Source organism: Streptomyces thermocarboxydus (assembly GCF_024760485.1).
In the GTDB taxonomy this organism is placed as follows: domain Bacteria; phylum Actinomycetota; class Actinomycetes; order Streptomycetales; family Streptomycetaceae; genus Streptomyces; species Streptomyces cellulosae.
Genome location: NZ_CP058273.1, coordinates 3,600,147 through 3,619,563 on the forward strand (window position 1 = coordinate 3,600,147; position 19,417 = coordinate 3,619,563).

General features: G+C 72.3%; 16 protein-coding genes. 11 read left to right on the top strand and 5 right to left on the bottom strand.

Annotated elements, in window-relative coordinates:
- Window positions 1-4: 4 nt before the first annotated feature.
- From AY578_RS16600 to AY578_RS16610, 3 genes are read left to right on the top strand one after another with little or no spacing between them, the layout of a single operon-like run.
- Window positions 5-973 carry an NTP transferase domain-containing protein gene (locus tag AY578_RS16600; RefSeq protein ID WP_019525927.1) on the top strand — a complete coding sequence of 323 codons (969 nt, stop codon included), beginning with the start codon at window positions 5-7 and terminating at the stop codon, window positions 971-973.
- A complete protein-coding gene (locus tag AY578_RS16605) occupies window positions 970-2,433 on the top strand; it encodes a molybdopterin molybdotransferase MoeA (protein ID WP_258902890.1) in 1,464 nt (487 codons plus the stop codon). Before AY578_RS16600 ends, AY578_RS16605 begins: the two co-directional genes overlap by 4 nt.
- Window positions 2,430-3,524: a potassium channel family protein gene (locus AY578_RS16610; protein WP_019525925.1), complete on the top strand. Its 1,095-nt coding sequence runs from the start codon at window positions 2,430-2,432 to the stop codon at window positions 3,522-3,524. Before AY578_RS16605 ends, AY578_RS16610 begins: the two co-directional genes overlap by 4 nt.
- Before the next feature lie 157 nt (window positions 3,525-3,681).
- On the opposite strand, the gene AY578_RS16615 is transcribed toward AY578_RS16610, so the two are convergent.
- Together AY578_RS16615 and AY578_RS16620 are read right to left on the bottom strand one after the other, a co-directional pair.
- Window positions 3,682-4,530, bottom strand: a complete 849-nt coding sequence (locus AY578_RS16615; protein WP_019525924.1) for an ABC transporter permease — start codon at window positions 4,528-4,530, stop codon at window positions 3,682-3,684.
- The gene (locus AY578_RS16620; protein ID WP_028960825.1) at window positions 4,527-5,570 is read right to left on the bottom strand and encodes an efflux ABC transporter ATPase subunit, DrrA-related; all 1,044 of its coding nucleotides are present in this window, start codon (window positions 5,568-5,570) and stop codon (window positions 4,527-4,529) included. Before AY578_RS16620 ends, AY578_RS16615 begins: the two co-directional genes overlap by 4 nt.
- A gap of 413 nt (window positions 5,571-5,983) precedes the next feature.
- Between AY578_RS16620 and AY578_RS16625 the strand changes: the two genes are divergently transcribed.
- Window positions 5,984-6,967 carry an NAD(P)H-quinone oxidoreductase gene (locus tag AY578_RS16625; RefSeq protein ID WP_026243981.1) on the top strand — a complete coding sequence of 328 codons (984 nt, stop codon included), beginning with the start codon at window positions 5,984-5,986 and terminating at the stop codon, window positions 6,965-6,967.
- A gap of 4 nt (window positions 6,968-6,971) precedes the next feature.
- On the opposite strand, the gene AY578_RS16630 is transcribed toward AY578_RS16625, so the two are convergent.
- Window positions 6,972-7,619, bottom strand: coding sequence for a hypothetical protein (locus AY578_RS16630; protein ID WP_258902891.1), 648 nt, complete (start codon window positions 7,617-7,619; stop codon window positions 6,972-6,974).
- A gap of 223 nt (window positions 7,620-7,842) precedes the next feature.
- Here AY578_RS16630 and AY578_RS16635 point away from each other — a divergent pair, with 223 nt between their 5' ends.
- Entirely contained in the window at window positions 7,843-8,388 is a 546-nt protein-coding gene (locus AY578_RS16635) for a bacterial proteasome activator family protein (protein ID WP_019525921.1), read from the top strand.
- Window positions 8,389-8,452: 64 nt separating this feature from the next.
- Here AY578_RS16635 and AY578_RS16640 read toward each other — a convergent pair whose 3' ends face one another.
- Window positions 8,453-10,087 carry a protein kinase domain-containing protein gene (locus AY578_RS16640; RefSeq protein ID WP_019525920.1) on the bottom strand — a complete coding sequence of 545 codons (1,635 nt, stop codon included), beginning with the start codon at window positions 10,085-10,087 and terminating at the stop codon, window positions 8,453-8,455.
- A 369-nt stretch (window positions 10,088-10,456) separates the two neighbouring features.
- Here AY578_RS16640 and AY578_RS16645 point away from each other — a divergent pair, with 369 nt between their 5' ends.
- The 4 genes from AY578_RS16645 (at window position 10,457) to AY578_RS16660 (ending at window position 16,140) form a co-directional block, all read left to right on the top strand.
- The gene (locus AY578_RS16645) at window positions 10,457-12,067 is read left to right on the top strand and encodes a protein kinase domain-containing protein (RefSeq protein WP_258902893.1); all 1,611 of its coding nucleotides are present in this window, start codon (window positions 10,457-10,459) and stop codon (window positions 12,065-12,067) included.
- 396 nt (window positions 12,068-12,463) lie between these two features.
- Window positions 12,464-13,669, top strand: a complete 1,206-nt coding sequence (pdhA, locus tag AY578_RS16650; protein ID WP_019525918.1) for a pyruvate dehydrogenase (acetyl-transferring) E1 component subunit alpha — start codon at window positions 12,464-12,466, stop codon at window positions 13,667-13,669.
- A 1-nt stretch (window position 13,670) separates the two neighbouring features.
- On the top strand, window positions 13,671-14,648 hold the full coding sequence (locus AY578_RS16655) for an alpha-ketoacid dehydrogenase subunit beta (protein WP_019525917.1): 978 nt from the start codon (window positions 13,671-13,673) through the stop codon (window positions 14,646-14,648).
- A gap of 19 nt (window positions 14,649-14,667) precedes the next feature.
- A complete protein-coding gene (locus tag AY578_RS16660) occupies window positions 14,668-16,140 on the top strand; it encodes a dihydrolipoamide acetyltransferase family protein (RefSeq protein WP_258907369.1) in 1,473 nt (490 codons plus the stop codon).
- Between the two features lie 77 nt (window positions 16,141-16,217).
- On the opposite strand, the gene AY578_RS16665 is transcribed toward AY578_RS16660, so the two are convergent.
- Window positions 16,218-17,120, bottom strand: coding sequence for a D-alanyl-D-alanine carboxypeptidase family protein (locus AY578_RS16665; RefSeq protein ID WP_019525915.1), 903 nt, complete (start codon window positions 17,118-17,120; stop codon window positions 16,218-16,220).
- A 197-nt stretch (window positions 17,121-17,317) separates the two neighbouring features.
- On the opposite strand from AY578_RS16665, the gene AY578_RS16670 reads away from it, so the two are divergent.
- Window positions 17,318-17,974: a GntR family transcriptional regulator gene (locus tag AY578_RS16670; protein ID WP_202504071.1), complete on the top strand. Its 657-nt coding sequence runs from the start codon at window positions 17,318-17,320 to the stop codon at window positions 17,972-17,974.
- Entirely contained in the window at window positions 17,971-19,284 is a 1,314-nt protein-coding gene (locus tag AY578_RS16675; RefSeq protein ID WP_019525913.1) for an MFS transporter, read from the top strand. The genes AY578_RS16670 and AY578_RS16675 overlap by 4 nt, the downstream gene beginning before the upstream one ends.
- The last annotated feature ends 133 nt before the right edge of the window (window positions 19,285-19,417 follow it).

The window sequence follows — 19,417 nt, forward strand, 5'->3', positions numbered from 1 at the left end:
GGGGGTGACCGAGTACCAGCCACCCGCCGCCGCGCACGGCATCGCGCCCGACGCGGCGCACGGCGATCCGCACGCCACGGCGCACGCCGTCGCGTACGACGCCGTCGTACTCGCCGGCGGTGCGGCCCGGCGGCTGGGCGGCGCCGACAAACCGGCCGTGCGGGTCGGCGGACGGCCGTTGCTCGACCGGGTGCTCGCGGCCTGCGCCGACGCCCGTACCACGGTGGTCGTGGCCGGCCCCCGCCCCACCGCGCGCCCGGTCACCTGGGCCCGCGAGGACCCGCCGGGCGGCGGCCCCCTCGCCGCGCTCGACGCCGGACTGCGGCACGTCACCGCCGAGCACGTCGTGCTGCTCTCCGCCGACCTGCCCTTCCTCGACGCCCGCACCGTCGCCGCGCTGCTGGACGCCCTGCGCCGGGGCACGGCCGACGGCGTGCTGCTGACCGACGCCGACGGCCGGGACCAGCCGCTGGTGGCCGCGTACCGCGTATCGTCGCTGCGCCGCGAGCTGGCCGCGCTCTCCGCCGGGCACGGCGGGACGGCCGGGCTCCCCCTGCGCCGGCTCACCGGTGCCCTCGACCTTCTCCGCATCTCCGACCCGGTGGCGTCCTTCGACTGCGACACCTGGGACGACATCGCCACTGCCAGGGCACGCATCAGGGAGCATGGACACGTGTTGGACGAATGGATCTCCGCAGTCAAGGACGAACTGGGCATCGACCTGGACGTCGACACCGGCGTGCTGCTCGACCTCGCCCGTGACGCCGCCCACGGGGTGGCACGGCCGGCCGCCCCGCTGACCACCTTCCTGGTCGGCTTCGCGGCAGCGCGGGCGGGCGGTGACGCCGACGCCGTGGCCGAGGCGGCCCGCAAGGCCGCCGCGCTGGCCAACCGCTGGGCCGAGGAGGACGCCCAGGGCACGGCGGCGCCCTCCGGCGGCGCGGAACCCGAACACCGCACGGACGCCGGATGACCCCGCGCTCGCCCCGGGCCGGTGAGGACGCCGACGACCTCGACGTCGAGGAGGCACTCGCCCTCGTGAACGACGCCCACACCCCCGGCGCCCACACCCCCGGCGACCGCCCCTCCGGCGACCGCCCCTCCGGCGACCGCCCTTCCGGCGACCGCACGCACGGCGACGACGGCACGCACGGCAACGGCCCGCACGGCATCCCCGTCCCCGGCGCCCCCGCGCACCGCGACGGCGCCGACTGGACGGACGCCCGCGCGACCGCCGCACGCGCCCCCCGCCGGAGCGGCGGCCACCGCGGCGGACACCTTCCGCCCGTCTCGGTCCCGATGCCCTCCGCGCTCGGCCTCACCCTGGCCGCCCCGCTGATCGCGCTGACCGACCTGCCGTCGTTCGACACCTCCGCGATGGACGGCTGGGCGGTCTCCGGCCCCGGCCCCTGGGACGTACGGGAGGAGGGCGTCCTCGCCGGGCACACCGCGCACGCGCCGCTGACCGACGGGGAGGCGGTCAGGATCGCCACCGGCGCGCGCATCCCGCCGGACACCACCGCCGTGCTCCGCAGCGAGCACGGACGTACCGACGACAACGGACGGCTGCACGCCACCGCCGCGACCCGGGCGCCGCACACCGTCTCGCACGGCCAGGACATCCGCCCCCGCGGCCAGGAGTGCCGCAACGGCGACCAGTTGCTGCCGGTGGGCACGCTGGTGACCCCGCCGGTGCTCGGCATGGCCGCGGCGGCCGGGTACGACACGCTCACCGTCGTCCCCCGGCCCCGCGCCGCCGTGTTCGTGCTCGGTGACGAACTGCTCGGCGAAGGACTGCCGCACGACGGGCTGATCCGGGACGCGCTGGGCCCGCTGCTGCCGCCGTGGCTGCGCGCGCTCGGCGCCGACGTGGTCGACGTACGGCGGGTCGGGGACGACGAGGGCGCCCTGCACCTGGCGCTGACGGCCTGTGACGCGGACGTCGTGGTCACCACCGGCGGCACGGCCGCGGGCCCGGTCGACCATGTGCACCCCACGCTGCGGCGTCTCGGGGCCGAGCTGCTGGTGGACGGGGTCGCGGTGCGTCCCGGACACCCGATGCTGCTGGCGCGGATCTCGGAGAAGCAGTACCTCGTCGGGCTGCCGGGCAACCCGCTCGCCGCCGTGTCCGGCCTGGTCACGCTCGCCGAGCCGCTGCTGCGGACCCTGGCGGCCCGCCCCGCCCCGGAGGGGTACACGCTGCCGCTCCGGGACGCGGTGCAGGGGCATCCGTACGACACGCGGCTGGTGCCCGTCGCCCTGCGCGGTGACCGGGCGCTGCCGCTGCTCTACAACGGGCCCGCGATGCTGCGCGGGATCGCCGCCGCAGATGCGCTGGCCGTCGTGCCGCCCGGGGGTGCCAAGCCCGGGTACGAGGCGGAACTGCTGGACCTGCCCTGGGCGTCCGGGGGAATCGGGGTGTGTTTCACGTGAAACTTCCGGGCCAGGACGCCATCGCCCGACAGGCCGACGAACATCTGGTCACCTACCGGGTGAAGCTGCCGCGCAAACTGGTGGAACACCCGGTCCGCCAGGTCGCCAAGCGGCTGTCGATGGCCCTGCTGGTGCTCGTGGTGACGGCGTTCGTCGTGTACGCCGACCGGGACGGGTACACGGACAACTCGGACAGTTCCCTCGACCTGCTCGACGCGTTCTACTACGCGACCGTCACCCTCTCCACCACGGGCTACGGCGACATCACGCCGGTGACGGACGCGGCCCGGCTCACCAACATCTTCGTCATCACGCCGCTGCGGGTGATGTTCCTGATCATCCTGGTCGGCACCACCCTCGAAGCCCTCACCGAACGCACCCGGGAGGAATGGCGACTGAACCGCTGGAGGTCCACGTTGCGCGATCACACCGTAGTCGTCGGGTTCGGGACCAAGGGCAGGTCCGCGATCAGGACGGTCTGCGCGACGGGGCTCCGCAAGGAGCAGGTCGTGGTGGTCGACCCCAGCGCCAAGGCGATCGAGGCGGCCACGGCGGACGGGTACGCGGGCGTCATAGGGGACGCGACGCGCAGCGAGGTGCTGAAGCGGGCCGAGCTCCAGCGGGCCCGCCAGATCATCATCGCCACCCAGCGCGACGACACCGCGGTCCTGGTGACGCTGACGGCACGCCAGCTCAACCGGAACGCCAAGATCGTCGCCGCGGTCCGCGAGGAGGAGAACGCGCCGCTCCTCAAGCAGTCGGGCGCCGACGCGGTCATCACCAGCGCCAGCGCGGCCGGACGGCTGCTGGGCCTCTCCGTGCTGAGCCCTGCGGCGGGCATGGTCATGGAGGACCTGATCCAGCAGGGCTCCGGTCTCGACGTCGTGGAACGGCCGGTCATAAAGAGCGAAGTGGGCAAGACCCCGCGGGAGCTGGACGACCTGGTGGTGAGCGTGGTGCGCGGGCACCGGGTGCTCGGCTACGACGACCGGGAGGTCGGGACGCTGGAGCTGACGGACCGGCTGATCACGATCGTGCGGGCCACACCGGTCACGCAGATCGCGCCGGATGTGCGGCCGTTGCGGAACTAGGACGCTCCGGGGCCAGGATGCTCCGCGGCCAGGACGTTCCGTGGCCAGGACGCTTTGTGGCCAGGACGTTCCTTGGCCAGGATGCTCCGCGGCCAGGACGCGGTACGGCCCCGGGGATCGGGCGGATCCTCGGGGCCGTTTCACGTGGTGCGTTGACCTACTTCCGGTTGTACAGCCGCATCGTCACCGGGCCGAAGACCACCACGAGCGCCGCCGACCAGCCCAGCGTCCACATGACGTCCGCGGCCGGCCAGTCGCCGGCCATCAGTCCGCGGACCGCCGACGCCAGATGGGTCACCGGGCTGTTGTTGACGAAGGCCTGGAGCCAGCCGGGCATGGTGCGCGGGTCGACGAAGACGTTGGACAGGAAGGTGAGCGGGAAGATCACCATCATGCTGACGCTCATGACCGACTTCTCGGTGCGCAGCATCAGACCGAACATCGTCCAGATCCATGAGAACGCGAACGAGAACAGCAGCAGCAGGGCGATCCCCGCGACCACCCCGGGGAAGCCGCCGTCGGGGCGGTAACCGAGCAGCAGGCCCATGGCCAGCATGATCACGGACGCGATGGTGTAGCGCAGGGCGTCGCCCAGGAGGTAGCCGACCATCGCCGAGGGCCGCCAGATCGGCAGCGAGCGGAAGCGGTCGAAGACGCCCTTCTCGATGTCGATGTTCACCGAGACACCCGTGTACATCGTGATCATGACGACCGACATCACGAGGATGCCCGGCAGCACGAACTGGATGTAGTCCGTCGGGGACCCCGCCAGCGCACCGCCGAAGAGGTACGTGAACATCAGCAGGTTCATGATCGGGAAGGCGGTGACGTCGAACAGCTGCTCAGGCACGTGCTTGATCTTCAGCATGGCGCGCCAGCCGAACGTCAGGGACGTGGACAGCGCACTGGGCCGCTGCGGCCGCTCCTTGGCGACCAGCAGCGCCGCCAGGGACTCGGTGCTGACGGGCGCGAGCTCCTTGGTCTCCGTGCTCGTGGCCGTGCTCATGCCGCCACCTCGTCCTTCGTGTCGCTGCCGGTGCCGTCCGTGCCGTCCGTGCCGTCCGTGCCGTCCGCAGAGCCGGTGTCGTGGCCGGTCAGCGCGAGGAAGACCTCGTCGAGGCTCGGCTGACCGAGGGAGAAGTTGTCGACGGTGACGCCGGCCCGGGACAGCTCGGTGAGCGCCCGTGCCGCCTGGTCGGCCGCGCTGTCGCTGGTCGCGGCGTTGAGCCGGGCGGTGAGCGCCACGGGGTCCGGCTCCAGCGTCACTTCCGCGAGCAGCAGGTCGCGCAGCAGCCGCTCGGCGTCCGGGCGCCGCTCGGGGTCGCGCAGCCGCACATGGACGGAGCCGGCGCCCACGGAGGCCTTCAGCTCGCCCTTGGTGCCCTCGGCGATCACCCGGCCCTTGTCGATCACCGCGATCCGGGAGGCGAGCTGGTCGGCTTCGTCCAGGTACTGCGTGGTCAGCAGCACGGTGGTGCCCTGGGCGACGACCGCGCGCACGATGTCCCACACCTGGTTGCGGCTGCGCGGGTCGAGTCCGGTGGTGGGTTCGTCGAGGAACAGCAGGTCCGGGGTGTTGAGGATGGACGCGGCGATGTCGATGCGGCGCCGCATGCCGCCCGAGTAGTGCTTGACCTGTTTGTTCGCGGCCTCGGTGAGACCGAACGCCTCCAGCAGCTGGGCGGCGCGGTCGCGGGCCGCGGGTTTGCGGTGGCCGAGCAGGCGGCCCAGCAGGATGAGGTTCTCCGTGCCGGTGAGGTCCTCGTCGACCGAGGCGTACTGGCCGGTGAGGCTCACCCTGGAGCGGACCGCGTCGGCGTCGTGCACGACGTCGTGGCCGAAGACGCGGGCCTCGCCGCCGTCCGGGCGCAGCAGGGTGGCGAGCATCTTCACGGTGGTGGTCTTGCCGGCGCCGTTCGGGCCGAGGACGCCGTAGACGGTGCCGGTGGGCACGGTGAGGTCCACGCCGTCGACGGCGCGGGTCTCACCGAAGGCTTTGACCAGGCCCGTGGTTTCGATCGCCGGGGCGGACGGGTGCGGGGTCATGCTTCGGTCCTTCCGCGTGCGCGTGGGTTACGCATGGGGGGACTTTTACGGTCGCGCGAACTCATCGGTTCCGCACGCGGATTTTTTGACGGCCTCGCCGTCGGAGGGGGTTTCAAGGGGGCCGCCTCCTGGACCTCCGTTCGCGCAGTTCCCCGCGCCCCTGAGGTGTCCTCCCCGGGCGTGGGTGCGGCTGCCGCGCGTGTGCCCGTGTTTCGGGGGCTCCGCCCCCGGACCCCCGTCGCGCAGTTCCCCGCGCCCCTGGGGGTGTCGTTGCCCAGGCTTCCCGAGATGCGCGGCGTCCCGGGCCTCCCATTGCGCAGTTCCCCGCGCCCCTGGGGGGTGTCGTTGACCAGGCCGCTCGAGAGGCGAGGTGTCTCCAGCAGCGGCACGGTGTGCGGAGTACCGTCCCCCTCATGCATGCGATCACGATTCCCGAACCCGGTGGGCCCGAGGCGTTGGTGTGGGACGAGGTTCCCGATCCTGTGGTCGGTGAGGGGGAGGTCCTCGTCGACGTGGTGGCCACGGCTGTGAACCGGGCCGACATCCTGCAGCGTCAGGGCTTCTACGACCCGCCGCCCGGTACGCCCCCCTACCCCGGTCTGGAGTGCTCCGGGCGGGTCGCGCAGGTCGGGCCGGGGGTGAGCGGCTGGGCCGTCGGGGACGAGGTCTGCGCGCTGCTCTCCGGCGGCGGCTACGCCGAGAAGGTGGCCGTTCCCGCCGGGCAGCTGCTGCCCGTGCCCGAGGGTGTCGCCGTCGACCGGGCCGCCGCGCTGCCCGAGGTGGTCTGCACGGTCTGGTCGAACGTCTTCATGATCGCCCACCTGCGCCCGGGCGAGACCTTCCTCGTGCACGGCGGCTCCAGCGGCATCGGCACCATGGCCATCCAGCTCGCCAAGGCGGTCGGGGCGAAGGTCGCCGTGACCGCGGGCACCAAGGAGAAGCTGGAGCGCTGCGCCGAACTGGGCGCGGACATCCTGATCAACTACCGCGAGCAGGACTTCGTGGCCGAGCTGCGGGAGGCCACCGACGGCAAGGGCGCGGACGTCATCCTGGACAACATGGGCGCCAAGTACCTGGACCGCAACGTCCAGGCACTCGCCGTGAACGGCCGTCTGGTGATCATCGGCATGCAGGGCGGGGTGAAGGGCGAGCTGAACATCGGCGCCCTGCTCGCCAAGCGTGCCGCGATCACCGCCACCACCCTGCGCGCCCGCCCGGTGGAGGAGAAGGCCGCGATCGTGGCGGCCGTACGGGAGCACGTGTGGCCGCTGGTGGCGGCCGGTCACGTCCGTCCGGTGATCGACCGGGAGATCCCCATGCCGGACGCCGCCGAGGCGCACCGGATCGTGGAGGACAGCTCCCACATCGGCAAGGTCCTGCTCGTCACGCCCAGCTGAGCCGTCAGCGCGCCCCGCGCTCCTGACGCATCCGCAGTCCCAGGAAGGCGAGGGCGAACCCGAGGCCCATGAGGATCAGGCCGCTGCCCAGCGGGAGGATCCGCAGCACCGGCTGCACGGCGGTGCCGGCGACCGCGTCCGGTTCGGCGGTCCGCGACGACGAGGCGGTCGCCGGGGCCGCCGCCGAGGACGCGGGCTCCGACGGCACCACGTCGTCGGAGCCGGCCGGGGACTGTTCCGCCGTGTCGTCCTCGGCCCGCGTGGATGCGTCCCGGGTGTCAGGACGCCGCACCCCGTCGCCGTCCGGGCGTCCGGCCGTCTCGCGGGGGCCCGAGCCCTCCTCCTCGGTGCGGCCGTGGCGGGGCGGCCGGGTGTCCCGGGGCTCCTGCCGCGTCGTCTCCTGCCGTCCGGGCCGGTCCCGTCCCTCGTCCTGCCCGCTCCCGGAGCGGGTCGCGGACGGCGAGGCCGAGCGGGACGGGGAGGCCGGGGCGGACGGGGAGCGGGAGGCCGCGCGGGCCCGGTCGCTCGGGCCCGGTCGCTCCGCCCGTACGCCACGCGCACCCGGCGGGCCTCCGAGCGGGCCGCACGGCAGCAGCACGGCCCCCGCCCCCAGAACGAGCGTCGCCCCCAGTGTGCGCAGCCATGGAGTCACGGCCGGGACCTCCCGCGCCGGCCGGTGCACGGCCGCACCGTCGGCAAGTTGGGACGGATGGACGCCCACCAGCCTGGCACCGGGGGACGGGACCGGCATGCCGGACAGAGCCGTACGGAGGACCCGCCGCAGCGGCCCCTTCGGAGGGGGCGTACGCGCTGGGAACGCGGCCGCTTCCGGGGGCGCACCGCGTTGTGACGCGGGTGTGCGCGACAATGGTCGAATGGAGATGCCGAGGAACGAACGGTCGCCGGAGAATCCGCAGATCCTGGTTGTCGGCCAGGACGGTATGGCGCTCGGCGGCGGCAAGGACGGCGACGAGGACTCCCGTGAGACTCCGGTGACGGAGCAGGTGGAGCAGCCGGCGAAGGTCATGCGGATCGGCAGCATGATCAAGCAGCTGCTGGAGGAGGTGCGGGCGGCCCCTCTCGACGAGGCCAGCCGCAACCGCCTCAAGGAGATCCACGCCAGTTCGGTGAAGGAGCTCGAGGACGGCCTGGCGCCGGAGCTGGTCGAGGAGCTGGAGCGGCTCTCCCTGCCCTTCACGGACGAGGCCACCCCCAGCGACGCGGAGCTGCGCATCGCGCAGGCCCAGCTGGTGGGCTGGCTCGAGGGGCTCTTCCACGGGATCCAGACGACGCTCTTCGCCCAGCAGATGGCGGCGCGCGCGCAGCTGGAGCAGATGCGCCGTGCCCTGCCGCCGGGTGTCGCCGAGGGACACGAGGACGCCCACCACCCGGGTGGCCGCGCGGGTGGCCCCTACCTGTAGGACGCCTCATCACAGCAGAAGGGGCCCGGCACGGATGCCGGGCCCCTTCCGTATGTTCCGGGTGTCAGGAGGTGGGCGGGTTGCCCGTCGAGACCTTGAGGGTGATCTCCGGCATGTCCTCCGGGTCGACGTCCGTGCCGGCCGGCGGGAACTGCTCGCGGACCGAACCCTCGCCGTAGGTGTTCTCGTCGACCGTGACGATCTTGAGCTTGCTGCCCCAGCCGGCGGCCTGGAAGCATGCCTTCACCGAGGCGATGTGCTTGAACTTGAAGTTCGGCAGCCGGATCAGCTCGGGGTCGTTGTACGACTCCTGCGGCTCCTCGCACTTCTCCGGCTCGATCGTCTTGGACGTGTCCGGACCGCGGTAGCCCTCGGGCTTCACCGAGGCGGAGGCGCTGCCGCCGCCCGCCTTCGGGTCCTTGTCGTCCCCGTTGTTCAGCACGAGCGCGGTGACCAGACCGCCGACCGCCAGCACCGCGACCAGCACGGACGCGACGATCACCGAGGTGTTCCGGCCGCGCCCCTGACCGCCGCCGGTGCCCTGCGGCGAGATCGTGTACGGCGCGGGCGTCGACGGGCCCTGCGGGGCGTACGGGCTCGGTGTCGGGTAGCCGCCCTGCTGCGGGTAGCCGTAGGACGGGGCGGGCGTGGCCGGGGCCGGGGTGCCGTACGGGTTCGGCGCGGGCGTCGGCTGGTACGGCGTCTGCACGCTGCCCGCGGGCGTCTGCCCGGACTGGTCGACCGGCGGGAACACCGCGGAGCCGACGCCGGCGCCGCTGGGCGTCTGGCTGCCGGGCACGATGCTCGGCGGGGCCGCCTGGAAGGACTGCGCCACCCGCAGGCACTCCCCGCGCATGGCCTCCGCGCTGGGGAAACGCTCGTTGGGGTTCTTCTTCAGGGCGCGGGTGATCAGCGCGTCCACGGCCGGCGGCAGCGAGCGGTTGATCGAGGAGGCGACCGGCGGCTCCTCCTGCACATGCGCGTAGGCGATGGCGAGCGGCGAGTCCGCGTCGAACGGCAGCCTGCCCGTGACCAGCTGGAACAGCATGATCCCGACCGAGTACAGGTCGGAGCGGGCGTCGACGCCCCGGCCGAGCGCCTGCTCCGGGGAGAGGTACTGCGGGGTGCCGACGACCATGCCGGTCTGCGTCATCGACGTCACGCCGGACTGCATGGCGCGGGCGATGCCGAAGTCCATCACCTTGACCACGCCGCGCTTGGTCATCATCACGTTGCCCGGCTTGATGTCGCGGTGGACCAGCCCCATCTCGTGGCTGATCTCCAGCGCGGCCAGCACATCGGCGGTGATCTTCAGCGCCTTGTCGGCGGGCATCGCGCCGTGCTGCCGTACGTCCTCGTCGAGCACGGAGCCGAGCGGGCGGCCCTCCACGTACTCCATGACGATGTACGGAGTCGTCATCCCGTCGACGTCGTCCTCGCCGGTGTCGAACACCGAGACGATGTTGGTGTGCGTGAGCTTCGCCACGGACTGGGCCTCGCGGCGGAAGCGCTCACGGAACGCCTGCTCCCGGCCGAGTTCCGTGTGCAACGTCTTGATGGCGACCTGACGGTCCAGCACCGTGTCGTAGGCGAGATGCACCGACGCCATGCCACCCTGGCCGAGCAGGTCCCGCAGTTGGTAGCGTCCGCCCGCGAGCGCCCGCCCCGTGTGCCGGCCCTGTGCGCCGTCCTGGCTCATGTTCCGCGTCCCCCGTAGCCTCTCCGGCGTCCGGCGCCGCCGTCGGTGACTTGTCTCTCGTGAGATGTCGTTGTCGTAGATCGAAAGTGCTATTCCCGGCCAAGTCTGCCCCAGGGCACCGACACGTCAAGCGCGGTGCCCGTTCCGTGACCGTACGCGAAAGAAGCGTCGCGGAAGCGTTACAGCGGTCGTACGGCCGGTACACGGAATTTGCACGACGGTACGGCCAGCGGGTTTGATGACCGGTCCGTCGCGTGCCGGATCCGGCAGCCCGTCCCGGGCCGGAGGCCCCGGCAGAGGCTGTAGCGTGGCCGACGGAGACCGTAACAACACCGCGCGCACCGCGGGCAGAAACGACGGCGAGGACTGATGGCACAGCAGCAGCGCGCTCAGGGCCCGTCCGACCCCGAGGCGACTGGCGGCGGCATGTCGGACGCGCCGGACAACTGGGGCAACGGCGGGCTGGTCGGCGACGGCCGGTACCGGCTCACGCACCGGCTCGGCCGGGGCGGCATGGCCGAGGTGTTCGCCGCGGAGGACGTACGCCTCGGGCGTACCGTCGCCGTGAAGCTGCTGCGCTCCGACCTGGCCGAGGACCCGGTGTCCAAGGCGCGCTTCACACGCGAGGCCCAGTCCGTGGCCGGCCTCAACCATCACGCGATCGTCGCCGTGTACGACTCCGGCGAGGACCTGATCGGCGGCCAGTCCGTGCCGTACATCGTGATGGAGCTGGTCGAGGGCCGCACCATCCGCGACCTGCTGATGAACGCGGAGGCGCCGGGTCCGGAGCAGGCGCTGATCATCGTCTCGGGCGTCCTGGAGGCCCTGGCCTACTCGCACCAGCACAACATCGTGCACCGCGACATCAAGCCGGCCAACGTCATCATCACCGACAACGGCGCCGTGAAGGTGATGGACTTCGGCATCGCCCGCGCCATGCACGGCGCGTCCACGACGATGACGCAGACCGGCATGGTCATGGGCACCCCGCAGTACCTCTCCCCGGAGCAGGCGCTCGGCAAGGCCGTCGACCACCGCTCCGACCTGTACGCGACCGGCTGCCTGCTGTACGAACTGCTGGCGCTGCGCCCGCCGTTCACCGGCGAGACGCCGCTGTCGGTGGTCTACCAGCACGTCCAGGACATCCCCACGCCTCCCTCCGAGGCCTCGGACGCCTGCCCGCCCGAGCTGGACGGGCTCGTGATGCGCTCCCTCGCCAAGGACCCGGACGACCGGTTCCAGACGGCCGAGGAGATGCGCGGTCTCGTCCAGTACGCGCTGCAGATGCTCTACGACCAGGGCGGCCACACCGGCACCTGGAACACCGGGCCCGTCGACTTGCACGAGGGCCCGCGCACGCCCGCGGGCGGGTACGCCGGCACCGCGGCCATGCCGCACCCGGACCAGTCCGGCACCACGGCGATCCCGCAGCCGATCCTGCCCCACGGGTACGGCGGCCGGGACGACGGCGGCTTCGAGGGCCACGGCAACCAGGGCAGCGGCCGCGGCAAGCTGTGGATCCTCGCGGTCCTCGCGGTGATCGCCGTGGCGGCCGGGGTCGCGCTCGCGCTGAACAACGGCGGCGGCGGGGGCGAGGGCGGCAAGACCGACACCTCGCCGTCGGTCTCGCAGAGCACGAAGGACGAGTCGCCCAGCGAGTCGCCGACGGACGAGGAGACCGAGGAGACCACCGGTCCCGACACGGACCCGGGCTCCGGCTCAGGCGGCAACGGCGGCGGGTGGGACCCCACCTACGAGCCGACGAACACCCCGACCCAGCCGGACACGGAGCAGCCGACGAACCAGCCGACGGCGACGCAGTCCACCGAGACGGGCGGCACCGACGACGGCGGCAGCGGGGACGGCGGCACGGAGACCGGCGGCACCGAGACCGGCGGCACCGGTCCCGGCGGTGCGGGCGCCGGCGGCGTCGACGCGGGCGGGCTCAACGCCGGTGTGCCCGGCGGCTCGGGCAACTGACCGGCGTTACCGTCCCCCAACTGAACAATTCGCCCTCGCCGAGGGCACCCCGTGACTTCCCCGGCGGCACCCCGTGCCGCCGGGGAAGTCTGCTCTTCCCGTGCCCGGCTCGGCCGGGATAACGTGCCGTTGCTCCGGCCTCCTGCAAGGCTGTGACCAGCGCGCCTTCCGGGCCTACCCCGATTTACTTGGAAATCCAAGCAAAATCGCAGGTCAATGGGGGTTTCACAGAAATGTGGAGCACTGGGTAACGTGCTGTGTGCAGGGCGCTCGCCGGGGCACCTGTCACGCCTGTTCCCGGCCGAGTGGCACCCACCCCGTGCCCGGTGGTCGAGAACAGGTGAGCCGCACTGGCCTACCGGCAACCCCGGGGGCCGGACCGACGGAGGAGCACACGTGACCGTGGAGAGCACTGCCGCGCGCACACCGCGACGCAGCGCCGGAAACAAGGCCGGCACCACCGGCACCAAGCGCACCACCAGCACCACCAAGAAGGCCGCAGGCGCCGGGAAGAGCGCCGAGCCCGCCCTCGTCCAGCTGCTGACGCCCGAGGGCAAGCGCGTCAAGAACGCCGAGTTCGACCAGTACGTCGCCGACATCACGGCCGAGGATCTGCGCGGGCTGTACCGCGACATGGTGCTCACCCGTCGCTTCGACGCCGAGGCCACCGCGCTCCAGCGCCAGGGCGAGCTGGGCCTGTGGGCCTCGCTGCTCGGGCAGGAGGCGGCGCAGATCGGCTCCGGCCGGGCGCTGCGCGACGACGACTACGTCTTCCCCACCTACCGTGAGCACGGCGTGGCCTGGTGCCGCGGGGTGGACCCGACGAACCTGCTGGGCATGTTCCGCGGCGTCAACAACGGCGGCTGGGACCCGAACGGCAACAACTTCCACCTGTACACGATCGTCATCGGCTCCCAGACGCTGCACGCCACGGGGTACGCGATGGGCATCACCAAGGACGGCGCGGACAGCGCGGTCATCGCGTACTTCGGCGACGGCGCCTCCAGCCAGGGCGACGTGGCAGAGGCCTTCACCTTCTCCGCGGTCTACAACGCGCCCGTGGTGTTCTTCTGCCAGAACAACCAGTGGGCGATCTCCGAGCCGACCGAGAAGCAGTCCCGCGTGCCGCTGTACCAGCGCGCGCAGGGCTACGGCTTCCCGGGCGTGCGCGTGGACGGCAACGACGTGCTGGCGAACCTGGCCGTCACCAAGTGGGCCCTGGAGCGGGCCCGCGCCGGTGAGGGACCCACGCTCGTCGAGGCGTTCACGTACCGCATGGGCGCGCACACCACCTCCGACGACCCGACCCGCTACCGCACGGACGACGAGCGGCTGGCCTGGGAGGCGAAGGACCCGATCCTGCGTCTGCGCCGCCACCTGGAGGCCTCCGGCCACGCGGACGAGGGATTCTTCGCGGAACTGGAGACCGAGTCCGAGGCGTTGGGCAAGCGGGTGCGCGAAGCGGTCCGCGCCATGCCGGACCCGGACCACTTCGCCATCTTCGAGAACGTGTACGCGGACGGCCATGCGCTGGTGGACGAGGAGCGGGCGCAGTTCGCCGCCTACCAGGCCTCGTTCGCGGACGAAGACGGGGGTAAGTGACATGGCTGAGAAGATGGCTCTGGCCAAGGCGATCAACGAGTCGCTGCGGCGCGCCCTGGACGCGGACCCGAAGGTCGTCGTCATGGGTGAGGACGTCGGCAAGCTGGGCGGCGTCTTCCGGGTGACGGACGGCCTGCAGAAGGACTTCGGCGAGAGCCGCGTCATCGACACCCCGCTCGCCGAGTCGGGCATCGTCGGCACGGCGATCGGCCTGGCCCTGCGCGGCTACCGCCCGGTGGTGGAGATCCAGTTCGACGGCTTCGTCTTCCCCGCGTACGACCAGATCGTCACGCAGCTCGCGAAGATGCACGCCCGCGCGCTGGGCAAGGTCAAGATGCCCGTCGTCGTGCGCATCCCCTACGGCGGCGGCATCGGCGCGGTGGAACACCACTCCGAGTCGCCGGAGGCGCTGTTCGCGCACGTGGCCGGTCTGAAGATCGTGTCGCCGTCGAACGCGTCCGACGCGTACTGGATGATGCAGCAGGCCATCCAGAGCGACGACCCGGTGATCTTCTTCGAGCCGAAGCGCCGCTACTGGGACAAGGGCGAGGTCGACACCGAGGCGATCCCCGGCCCGCTGCACAAGGCGAAGGTGGTGCGCGAGGGCACGGACCTGACCCTCGCCGCGTACGGCCCGATGGTGAAGCTCTGCCAGGAGGTCGCGGACGCGGCCGCCGAGGAGGGGCGCAACCTGGAGGTCCTCGACCTGCGCTCGGTCTCCCCGATCGACTTCGACGCGGTCCAGGCGTCGGTGGAGAAGACGCGCCGTCTGGTCGTCGTGCACGAGGCGCCGGTGTTCTTCGGCTCCGGCGCGGAGATCGCGGCCCGGATCACGGAGCGCTGCTTCTACCACCTGGAGGCCCCGGTGCTCCGGGTCGGCGGCTACCACGCCCCGTACCCGCCGGCCCGTCTGGAGGAGTCCTACCTCCCGGACCTGGACCGGGTGCTCGATGCCGTCGACCGCTCGCTGGCGTACTGAGGAGAGGGTCGTGACGACGATGACGAACGCGTCCGTACGCGAGTTCAAGATGCCGGACGTGGGCGAGGGCCTCACCGAGGCCGAGATCCTCAAGTGGTACGTCCAGCCCGGTGACACCGTCACCGACGGCCAGGTGGTCTGCGAGGTGGAGACGGCGAAGGCCGCCGTCGAGCTGCCCATCCCCTACGACGGCGTGGTCCGTGCCCTGCACTTCCCCGAGGGCACCACGGTCGACGTGGGCACGTCCATCATCGCGGTGGAGGTGGCGGGCGGCGCCCCGGCGCAGGAGGAGGCCCCCGCGGCCTCAGCCCCCGCCACGGAGCCGGAGCAGCCCGCCGAGCAGCCCGCGGCCCGTCAGCCGGTCCTGGTCGGCTACGGCGTCGCCACGTCCTCCACGCGCCGCCGCCCGCGCAAGCAGGCGCCGGACGCGGCGGCCGGGCAGGCCGCGTCGGCGGTCCAGTCCGAGCTGAACGGCCACGGGGCCGCTCCGGCCACCCCCGCGGCTCCGGCCGCCCCCGCGGCAACGGCCGCCCCCGCGGCTCCGGCCGCCCCCGAGGCTCCCGCCCAGCGTCCGCTGGCGAAGCCGCCGGTGCGCAAGCTGGCCAAGGACCTGGGCGTCGACCTGGCCACGGTCACCCCGACCGGCCCGGGCGGCGTCGTCACCCGCGAGGACGTCCACGCGGCCGTCGCCGCGGCCCAGGTCCCGCAGCAGACGGCCCCGGCGGCCCAGCCGTCCGCCCCGGCCGCCTCCGTCCCGGACCGGCCCTCGGCCCCGGCGTCGTACGACTCCGCCCGTGAGACGCGCATCCCCGTCAAGGGCGTGCGCAAGGCGACGGCGGCGGCGATGGTCGGCTCGGCGTTCACCGCGCCGCATGTCACGGAGTTCGTGACGGTCGACGTGACCCGGACGATGAAGCTGGTCGAGGAGCTGAAGCAGGACAAGGAGTTCGCGGGTCTGCGCGTGAACCCCCTGCTGCTGATCGCCAAGGCCCTGCTGGTCGCGATCCGCCGGAACCCGGACATCAACGCCTCGTGGGACGAGGCGGCGCAGGAGATCGTGGTCAAGCACTACGTGAACCTGGGCATCGCGGCGGCCACCCCGCGCGGTCTGATCGTGCCGAACATCAAGGACGCCCACGCCAAGACGCTGCCCGAACTGGCCGCTTCCCTGGGTGAACTGGTGTCCACGGCCCGGGAGGGCAAGACCTCCCCGTCCGCCATGCAGGGCGGCACGGTGACGATCACCAACGTCGGCGTCTTCGGCGTCGACACGGGCACGCCCCTCCTCAACCCGGGCGAGTCCGCGATCCTCGCGGTCGGTGCGATCAAGCCCCAGCCGTGGGTCCACAAGGGCAAGGTCAAGCCGCGCCAGGTCACCACCCTGGCCCTGTCCTTCGACCACCGCCTGGTCGACGGCGAGCTCGGCTCCAAGGTCCTCGCCGACGTGGCGGCGGTCCTGGAGCAGCCGAAGCGGCTGATCACCTGGGCCTGACGGTCACGCAGCAGCAGAGAGGGGCGCCGCACACCTGGTGTGCGGCGCCCCTCCGCGCGTCCGGGGGCCCGGGTGGGTCAGATCTTGCTGAACGCGTAGTTCATGAGGGCCTTCGCGTCCTTCTCGCGCTGTGCGGCGGAGGAGGAGGCGAGGACGGTGCCGACGACCGTCTTGCCGTTGCGGGTCGCGGCGAAGACCAGGCAGTACTTGGCCGTGGGGCCCGAGCCGGTCTTCACGCCGATGGTGCCGCTGTAGCTGCTCAGCAGGGTGTTGGTGTTGACCCACGGCGCCATCGTGCGGGTGCCGCCCGTCTTGGTCTTCGTCTTCGCCGTGTACTTCTTCGTCTTCACGATCGCGCGGAACGTGGCGTTCTTCATCGCGCTGCCGGCGATCTTCGTCAGGTCGCGCGGCGTGGAGTAGTTGCTGCCGTTGCCGATGCCGTCGAACGAGTCGAAGTGGGTGTTCTTCAGGCCCAGCTTCTTCGCGTCGGCGTTCATCTTGGAGATGAAGGACTTCACGCGGGCCGAGCGGGTCGAACCGGTGCCGAACTTGTCGGCCAGCGCGTACGCGGCGTCGCAGCCGGACGGCAGCATCAGCCCGTAGAGCAGCTGGCGGACCGTGACCTTGTCGCCGACGATCAGCCGCGCGGACGAGGCGTTCTTCGACACGATGTAGTCGCTGTACGCCTTCTGGATCGTGACCGTGGCGTTCAGGTTCAGGTTCTTCTGGGCGAGCACGACCTTCGCGGTCATGATCTTGGTGGTGGAGCCGGTGGAGCGGCGCGTGTCCCCGAGCTTCGTGTACAGCGTCTTGCCGTTCGCGTTGTTGATCACGAAGCCGCCCTTGGCGACGACGGACGGAACGGGGGCGGCGGCCTGTGCCGGCGCCGCGTAGAGCGCTCCGGAGGCGAGTACGGCGCCGGTGGTGACGACGACGCCGGCGGCTCTGCGGAAGCGGATGCCCTGGATGCCGATTTTCAAGTCAGATACCCCGATTTACCTGAAAGGCCGTGCAGCCCGGCCTGGTTGAGGAGCGGCCGCGCGGAAGGGGCCGCACGAGTCTGACGCGTACGCCGAAGGGATGGTTGTACGGCAGAAGGGAGCATTTTTCTGGCACGCGCCGTTCCGCATCGTGGACGCGCTCCCGCATGCGTACGTGTTGTATCTATGCTGTTCGCATGAGTGTGTCCGCCCCCGCGAAACGTCCCCCCGCCGCCGACCGCGTCTACGCCCACGTCAAGCAGGGCGTGCTGGAGCGCACGTACGAGGGCGGGACGCTGCTCACGGAGGGCGAGCTGGCCGAGGCCGTGGGCGTCTCCCGCACGCCCGTGCGCGAGGCCCTGCTGCGGCTCGAGGTCGAAGGGCTGATCAAGCTCTACCCGAAGAAGGGCGCCCTCGTGCTGCCGGTCTCCGCGCAGGAGATCGCCGACGTCGTCGAGACGCGGCTGCTCGTCGAGGAGCACGCGGCGCGCAAGGCCGTGCCCGCGCCCCCCGCTCTCATCGCGCGCCTGGAGGAGCTGCTCGCGCGCCAGAAGGAGGAGGCGGCCGCCGGCGACTTCGCCGCGGCCTCCGTCACCGACCGGTGCTTCCACGCCGAGATCGTCCGCAGCGGCGGCAACGAGATCCTCTCCCGCCTCTACGACCAGCTGCGGGACCGTCAGCTGCGCATGGGCCAGGCCGTGATGCACTCCCACCCCGACCGCATCGCCAAGACCCTGACCGAGCACGAGGAGATCCTCGGCGCCCTGCGCTCCGGCGACGCCGACGCGGCCGTGGACGTCGTCCACCGGCACGTCGGCTGGTTCTCCCACCTCGCCCGGGGAGAGGTGCGATGAGCGCCACCACCACGCGCGGCGCCGGCACGCTGCCCGGCGACCCGCCCGGGGGACGGCGCGCGCTCGCCGTCTGGGGGATCGGCGTCTCCGTCTACTTCGTCGCCGTCATCTTCCGCACGTCCCTGGGCGTGGCCGGGCTCGACGCGGCCGACCGCTTCGACGTGGGCGCGTCCGCGCTGTCCACGTTCTCCATCCTCCAGCTGCTGGTCTACGCGGGCATGCAGATACCCGTCGGCCTGCTGGTGGACCGGCTCGGCACCAAGAAGGTGCTGAGCCTGGGCGCGGTGCTGTTCACCCTGGGACAGCTCGGCTTCGCCCTGTCCCCGTCGTACGGCATGGCGCTCGCCGCCCGGGCGCTGCTCGGCTGCGGCGACGCGATGACCTTCATCAGCGTGCTGCGGCTGGGCGCGCGGTGGTTCCCTGCGCGGCGCGGGCCGCTGGTCGGGCAGATGGCCGGACTCATCGGCATGGCCGGCAACCTCGTCTCCACGCTGGTCCTGGCCCGGCTGCTGCACGGCATCGGCTGGACGGCGGCGTTCGCGGGCAGCTCGCTCGCGGGGGCCGTGGTCCTCGTCCTGGTGCTGCTGTTCCTGAAGGACCACCCCGAGGGGCACGAGCCGGAGCCGGTGTCGCACCAGGGCGCCGCCTACGTCCGGCGGCAGATCGCCCGGTCCTGGCGGGAGCCGGGGACCCGGCTGGGGCTGTGGGTGCACTTCACCACGCAGTTCCCGGCGATGGTGTTCCTGCTGCTGTGGGGCATGCCGTTCCTGGTCGAGGCGCAGGGGCTGTCCCGCGCGGTGGCCGGCGAGCTGCTCACCCTGGTGGTCCTGGCCAACATGGCCGTCGGCCTCGTCTACGGCCAGGTCGTCGCCCGGCACCACGGGGCGCGGTTGCCGCTGGCGCTCGGCACGGTGGGCGCGACGGCCCTGCTGTGGGCCGTCACGCTGGCCTGGCCGGGGGACAGGGCGCCGATGTGGCTGCTGGTCGTGCTGTGCGCGGTACTGGGGGCCTGCGGGCCGGCGTCGATGATCGGCTTCGACTTCGCCCGGCCGGCGAACCCGCCCGAGCGGCAGGGGACCGCCTCCGGCATCACCAACATGGGCGGGTTCGTCGCCTCGATGACGACGCTCTTCGCGATCGGCGTGCTGCTGGACGCCACGGGGGACGACTACACGGTCGCCTTCTCGGCGGTGTTCGTCCTCCAGGCGCTGGGGGTCACGCAGATCCTGCGGTTGCGCCGGCGCGCGGCGCGGCGGGAGCGGGAGCGGTTGGTCGCCAGCAGGGTGTCGACGGTGCACGTGCCTGCGTGACGGGCGGGGTGTTGCGGCGCGGGTGGGCGCCGAGGCGCCGCCCGCGCCCACCCGTGCCGCCCTGGGCGGCACGTATGCCCGCGGGCGGCGGGAACCTTGGCCGCGGGGGCGGCCGGAGCCGGGGCTGCCGCCT